The organism is Flaviflexus huanghaiensis, from assembly GCF_014118685.1.
Taxonomy (GTDB): domain Bacteria; phylum Actinomycetota; class Actinomycetes; order Actinomycetales; family Actinomycetaceae; genus Flaviflexus; species Flaviflexus huanghaiensis.
On sequence record NZ_JACFAK010000010.1, the window covers coordinates 102530 to 108529 of the forward strand.

Sequence of the window (6000 nt, forward strand, 5' to 3'; positions counted from 1 at the left end):
GATAGATGGAACGCCCCGAGCATATCTGCCCGGGGCGTCCAATCGTGTATCAGCGAGAGTAGAACTCGACGACCAGCTGCACGTCACAGGCAACCGGAACCTCGGCTCGCTTGGGGCGACGCACGAGGGTGAACTTGAGCTTCTCGAGTTCGACATCGAGGTACTCGGGAACGTTCGGAAGAACGTCGCGGTGAACGCCCTGGGCAGCCATGAGGAACTGGTCTGAGGCCTGCGAGCGGGCCTTAACCTGAATAACCTGACCCGGCTTCACCTGGAAGGAGGGGCGGTCGACGATCCGGCCGTCAACGAGAATGTGACGGTGGACGACAACCTGGCGTGCCTGGGCGATGGTGCGGGCGAAGCCTGCACGAAGAACGAGAGCGTCAAGACGCATCTCGAGCAGCTCGATGAGGTTCTCACCGGTCTGACCATCGATACGACGAGCCTCATCGAACATCGTGCGAAGCTGCGACTCGCGAATGCCGTACTGGGCACGCAGGCGCTGCTTCTCCTTGAGACGGACCGAGTAGTCCGAATCCTTTGTGCGGCCGCGGCCGTGCTCACCCGGACGGTACGGGCGGCGCTGCATGTAGCGCTCAGCCTTCGGGGTGAGGGCGATACCAAGGGCGCGCGAGAGGCGCACCTGCTTGCGGGAACGTGAATTAGCCATATTTCTCCTGTCGAATCAATTGCACAGCACCAAGGTTCAGTGCTGCGGGGCCACCTCGTGGCTAAGGCCCCAGGGAATGTCGCCGAAGCAACCGGTCAAGCGTACCACCGCCGACCATCAACAGAAGATCGTCACAGCGCGATTCAGACCGTGATCTCTGACTCGAAACCAGCTCGCGTTGCTCACACATCAGAAACGCGGGCGATATGAGAACCCACAGTTGCCGGCAAGCTCGAGGCGTTCAGAGTGAACGTCATTCGTCCGGATCACTCGCCGTCGACGATAGAGCGGTACTTCGACAGCCGTGCTGTCACCTGAGATTCGAAACCGTTGTCGGTCGGCTCGTAGTAGCGGGTGCCCTCAAGTTCATCGGGCAGGTACTGCTGAGAGACAACGTGGCCGGGATAGTCGTGGGAGTACTTGTAGCCCTCCCCTGCCCCGGTCTGGCGGGATGCCCACACGGAACCATCGCGCAGGTGGTTGGGTATCGTGCCGACCTTGCCGGCCTTGACGTCGTCAATCGCGGCATTGATGGCCTTGTACGCCGCATTCGACTTGGGTGCGGTCGCTAGGTGAACAACAGCCTCCGCAAGGATGATTCGTGCCTCGGGCATGCCGACCAGAGCGACAGACTGAGCGGCGGCCGTGGCAGTCTGCAGGGCCGAGGGGTCGGCCATGCCGATGTCTTCGGCCGCAGAGATCATGAGCCTGCGCGCAACGAACCGGGGGTCCTCCCCCGCTTCGAGCATCCGCGCCAGGTAGTGCATTGCCGCATCGACATGTGAGCCGCGGATTGACTTGATGAAAGCGGAGATGACGTCATAGTGAGCATCACCGTCTCGGTCATAGGTCACGGCCGCAACATCGATTGCCTCCGAGACGTCCTCGACTGTGATCGTGTCATCGCCACGTGCAGCGGTCGTACTCGCAGCCGCCTCGAGAACCGTCAAGCTCCGCCTCGCGTCGGAACCTGCGAGGCGGACGATCATCTCTCGCGATTCTTCCGGCAAAGTGAATTTTCCATCTAGCCCTCTCTCATCGCTCACAGCACGGTCGAGTAGCTCACCGATGTGCTCGGGCCCGAGCCCGCGAAGAGTGAGCATGATCGACCGCGACAAGAGCGGCGTGACGATCGAGAAGGAGGGGTTTTCGGTGGTTGCCGCAACAAGGATGACCCACCGGTTCTCAACCGCCGGGAGGAGTGCGTCTTGCTGTGTCTTTGAGAAGCGGTGAACCTCATCAATAAAGAGGATGGTCTCCGCCCCGGAGGTAACAAGGTGCCCGCGGGCTTCGGAGATGACAGCGCGAAGATCCTTCACGCCTGCCGAGACGGCCGAGAGCTCGACGAACTTGCGCGAGCCTGAGCGGGCGATGAGGTAGGCGAGAGTCGTCTTGCCTGTGCCGGCGGGCCCCCAGAGAATGACGGACGAGGGACCCGACTGGTCGGACTCGGAATCTATGAGCCGTCGAAGCGGTGATCCCGGCGTGAGCAGGTGTTCCTGACCAAGGACATCCTCGACCCCGCGGGGCCGCATACGCACAGCAAGGGGCCCACGAGCATCGCTCGGGATCCCCTCTGGTTCCATGCCAGCGTCATCGAATAAGTCCACGGAGCAAGTGTATCCACACGGTCAGGCGCACGACTCGCGGGCTTCGCTCTACATATCCTGTGATAGGCGTTCTCTCTGCCCGGTGCTCCCGTGGTGGCGCGGCATTGAGAGCTAGCGAGACCTGCCGATGGAGCTCTACATGCATCGGGGGCACTCGAGTCGAGGTCCCACGCTGGTTGACTGCCGCTCAGCGCTCGCTCGCAATAAGGTTCGCCACTCAATCCGCTCAGTGTGCTCCTTGACACACCAGTAGGTGGCACTATACTGAGGCAGGACAACAGAATACAAAAAGAGCACGTGCCATAAGTCAGCTCGCTACTTCGATGAAGTGGCGAGTTTTTTTGTTGCAGATTGGATGCAAAGATGCAGTACATTCTCGGGATAGATAATGGCGGGACAGTCACGAAAGCGGCTCTCCACGCGATGGACGGAGAGTCGGTCGCGATGACGTCACGTTCAGTTCACCCCATCGTTCATGCTCCTGGGTGGAGTGAGCGCGACATGGAGGACCTGTGGGAAGCAAACATTTCAGTGATCCGGGAGGTCGTGGACAAGTCCAAGGTCGACCCGGCTGACATTGCCGGCGTCGTGCTGACAGGCCACGGCAACGGTGTTTACCTCGTGGGCGCGAACGGGGCGCCCGTGCGAAACGGAATCATCTCGAATGATTCGCGCGCTCAGGACATTGTCGACCGGTGGAACATGGATGGTAGCTACCGCGAGAAGTGCAAGCCTCTGACGATGCAGTCTCTGTTCTCCGGCGGTCCCCTGCCGATCCTTGCGTGGCTGGCTGAGAACGAGCCAGATGTCGTTGACAAGACCCGCTATATCTTCATGGCGAAGGATTTTATCCGGTACAGACTGACCGGCAACGCAAATTTTGAAAGGACGGATGCGTCCTGCACTGATCTCTACGACATGGTCGACCACGAACTTCATGAGACCGTTTTCGAAAAGATGGGTGCGGGAGATTGGGAAGGCAAGCTACCTCCACTTATCGACTCCACTGCTATCGGCGGGTACATTCTTCCTGAGGTTGCCGCTGCAACCGGTCTGCTGGAGACGACACCAGTCGTCGCTGGCGTCTCTGATATCTCCGGCGCGCCCGTGGGCGTTGGCGGTGTCTCCGACTATGAGCTCTCCGTCATCGCCGGAACGTGGTCGATCAATAGCTACTTCTCTCCCGAGGCCGCTGCCCATGAACAGCAATTCATGACCTCGATGGCGCCGCTCCCCGGCAGGTACCTCATCACAGAGGCCTCTCCTACCTCGGCGGCAAATCTCGAGTGGTTCATTCAGAAAGTGCTCCGTGCGGTGCCCGGATTTGCTGACGCGACGAACACCGAGCTGTACGAGTTCTGCAATGATCTGGCCTTCTCTGAGGGAGCGAGCGATTCTGAAATTACCTACTTGCCGTTCCTCTTTGGGACGAGCATGCATCCCCATGTGGCCGGTAGCTTCACGGGGATCACAAATGCGGATGGTTTGGCTCAGATCATCTACTCGATCTATGAGGGCGTTGCCCTCTCTCACCTTGAACATATCGAGAAGCTTCGTAGCTACACGAACAAACTGAAACCTCGCGCTCGACTCACCGGCGGTGTCACTCGATCGCGCAGGTGGACACAGCTATTTGCCGACGTCATCGGCATGGAGATCGAAAGCGTCGACGTCGAGGAGTCGGGGATTCTCGGAGCGGTCATTGTGGGCGCCACTGGGCTTGGGCTCTACGAAACAGTCGCCGACGCTGCCGCTGCCATGGTTCCGGAGCCCTCCCCCACGCAGTTCAAGGCGCGCGCTGACTACAGCGAGACATACGAACGCTGGAAGAGGACCGTCGAGGAAGCAGACAAGCGGGTGGAGGAAAGGAACGCCTAGTGCCGATCATCGAGCGCAATGGGCGAGTGATCATCCCGTCGATCCACAACCTTGCGACCCTTGATGCTGCGATCGACGCCCCGCCATCGGTGATACTTCTCGCCGATGTCCATCTCGGCAACGTTGGTCCGCTCGCTCGCAAGTGCAAGGGCGCAGGGCACAAGGTCTTGGTCCGCCCAGACCTAATCCAGGGACTGAAATCGGACAAACGCGGAATCACTCTGCTCAAGCAAGAGTTCGCTGTCGATGGCGCCTTTACGGGTTCGGCTTCGACTGCGCGACTCGCTCATCAGGCGGGCCTCGAAGTGTATTGGCGATTCTTCCTGCTCGACACGAGATCGCTTGATTCTGCGGCGCACCAGATGAACACGATGCCGTGGGATGGGTTCGAGATAGCACCTGGGCCCATGGCGCTTCAGTGTGCGGAGGTCCTCGTGAGCTCGGCAGCGAGCAAGCCGCTCATCGCCGGCGGGTTCGTCTCGAGCTTGGACATGGTCAACGCTCTGTTCGATGCCGGATACTCAGCAATCAACACAAGTGACCGCTCACTGTGGCCCAGCCGAACCCAAACCGTAGCCACACCAGACGTGTAAGGAGATTCAGACATGACGACCAAAATCCTGTGCGTAGCCGACGGGGGCATCACCCCGGACATGATGCGCGATTTCACCGGGCTCGAGGAACACGGAGCCAACGTGACGATAGTCGAAGACAAAGACATGGGGACGATCGGCGACATCACCGATCGTATGGGACTGCTCGAGCGCTCTGGCATCGATGCCGCTCCCTCGTGCCAGGAGTTGCTGGACAATGTCTCGGACGCGGAGATTCTTGTCGTCCACGTGGCTTCCGTCAATCGCGAGGTGCTGGCCGCAGCGCCGAACCTCAAGCTCGTGGCTGTCCTTCGCGGCGGAATCGAAAACGCTGACACTGAAGCGCTGAAGGAACGCGGTATCACCCTGATAAATGCGCCCTGGCGATCCGCCAACGCCGTCGCCGACTTCACGGTCGGGATGATGATTGCCGAGAACAAGAACATCGCACGATCCCACCACTTGCTGAAGGAGGGAACCTGGTGCAAGAAGTATGTCAACCAGGCCTACATCAGGGACCTACGCAAATGCACGATCGGGCTCATCGGGCTCGGCCATATCGGCTCACGTGTGGCTCAGCGACTCGTCGGATTCGAATCGCAGGTCATCGCATTCGATCCGTTTGCACCCGCCGATATGGAACTGAAGCATGGGGTCACACGAGTAGATTCGTTGGAAGAGCTACTCACGCGTTCCGACTTCGTCTCACTACACCTTCGGATCAGCCCGGAGAGCCACCACATCATCAATGCAGACACACTCGCGCTGATGAAACCCACTGCTTATCTCATCAACACGGCCCGCGCCGACCTTGTTGACGAGGTAGCACTCGCGGAGGCATTGCGACAAAAAAGTATCGGTGGTGCCGCTATCGACGTCTATTCGCTGGAGCCTTTGGAAGCGGGTCACCCCTTCCTTGAACTCGACAACGTCACCCTCACGTCTCATCTCGCCGGTACTTCTGCCGACACGATGCAGACGTCCGTCGAAATCGGAGTGGGCGAGCTCGAGCGATACTTCAACGACCAGCCACTGCAGACTGTGTGCGCCTGAGGCCCGACGGTTCAGCATTCTAGGCACCGCCTCCGCAGCTTCAGCGGCACGGATGTGACGCGGCCTAGCTGTGATGTCCAGGCAGGTTGTTCAGTCTGCTGATGGGCGTGGCCCTGATTGCGGAGTGGTGCCTGTGGTGATTATAGAAGTGCAGCCATCCGGGAAGCGCGTCCCGCCGCTCGGTCTCTGAGGTGTA

Annotated in this window: 5 protein-coding genes and 1 pseudogene; 3 read left to right on the forward strand and 3 right to left on the reverse strand. The window is 59.8% G+C overall.

Annotation, left to right across the window (positions count from 1 at the left end):
* Positions 1–49 precede the first annotated feature (49 nt).
* On the reverse strand, positions 50–670 hold the full coding sequence (gene rpsD / locus H7E91_RS08855) for a 30S ribosomal protein S4 (RefSeq protein ID WP_182354737.1): 621 nt from the start codon (positions 668–670) through the stop codon (positions 50–52).
* 266 nt (positions 671–936) lie between these two features.
* Positions 937–2280, reverse strand: a complete 1344-nt coding sequence (locus H7E91_RS08860) for an AAA family ATPase (RefSeq protein WP_182354738.1) — start codon at positions 2278–2280, stop codon at positions 937–939.
* A gap of 363 nt (positions 2281–2643) precedes the next feature.
* Between H7E91_RS08860 and H7E91_RS08865 the strand changes: the two genes are divergently transcribed.
* The 3 genes from H7E91_RS08865 to H7E91_RS08875 are packed head-to-tail and all read left to right on the forward strand — an operon-like array spanning position 2644 to position 5804.
* A complete protein-coding gene (locus H7E91_RS08865; protein WP_182354739.1) occupies positions 2644–4158 on the forward strand; it encodes an FGGY-family carbohydrate kinase in 1515 nt (504 codons plus the stop codon).
* The gene (locus H7E91_RS08870; RefSeq protein WP_182354740.1) at positions 4158–4751 is read left to right on the forward strand and encodes a glycerol-3-phosphate responsive antiterminator; all 594 of its coding nucleotides are present in this window, start codon (positions 4158–4160) and stop codon (positions 4749–4751) included. The genes H7E91_RS08865 and H7E91_RS08870 overlap by 1 nt, the downstream gene beginning before the upstream one ends.
* 12 nt (positions 4752–4763) lie before the next feature.
* Positions 4764–5804 carry a 2-hydroxyacid dehydrogenase gene (locus H7E91_RS08875; protein WP_182354741.1) on the forward strand — a complete coding sequence of 347 codons (1041 nt, stop codon included), beginning with the start codon at positions 4764–4766 and terminating at the stop codon, positions 5802–5804.
* A 64-nt stretch (positions 5805–5868) separates the two neighbouring features.
* On the opposite strand, the pseudogene H7E91_RS08880 reads toward H7E91_RS08875, so the two are convergent.
* A pseudogene (locus tag H7E91_RS08880) lies at positions 5869–6000 on the reverse strand (IS481 family transposase); the annotation flags it as partial.

Excerpts from the sequence above, each read along its gene's own strand:
- H7E91_RS08875 (WP_182354741.1), top strand. The coding sequence starts at position 4,764 with ATGACGACCAAAATCCTGTGCGTAGCCGACGGGGGCATCACCCCGGAC.
- H7E91_RS08865 (WP_182354739.1), top strand. The coding sequence starts at position 2,644 with ATGCAGTACATTCTCGGGATAGATAATGGCGGGACAGTCACGAAAGCG.
- rpsD (WP_182354737.1), bottom strand. The coding sequence starts at position 670 with ATGGCTAATTCACGTTCCCGCAAGCAGGTGCGCCTCTCGCGCGCCCTT.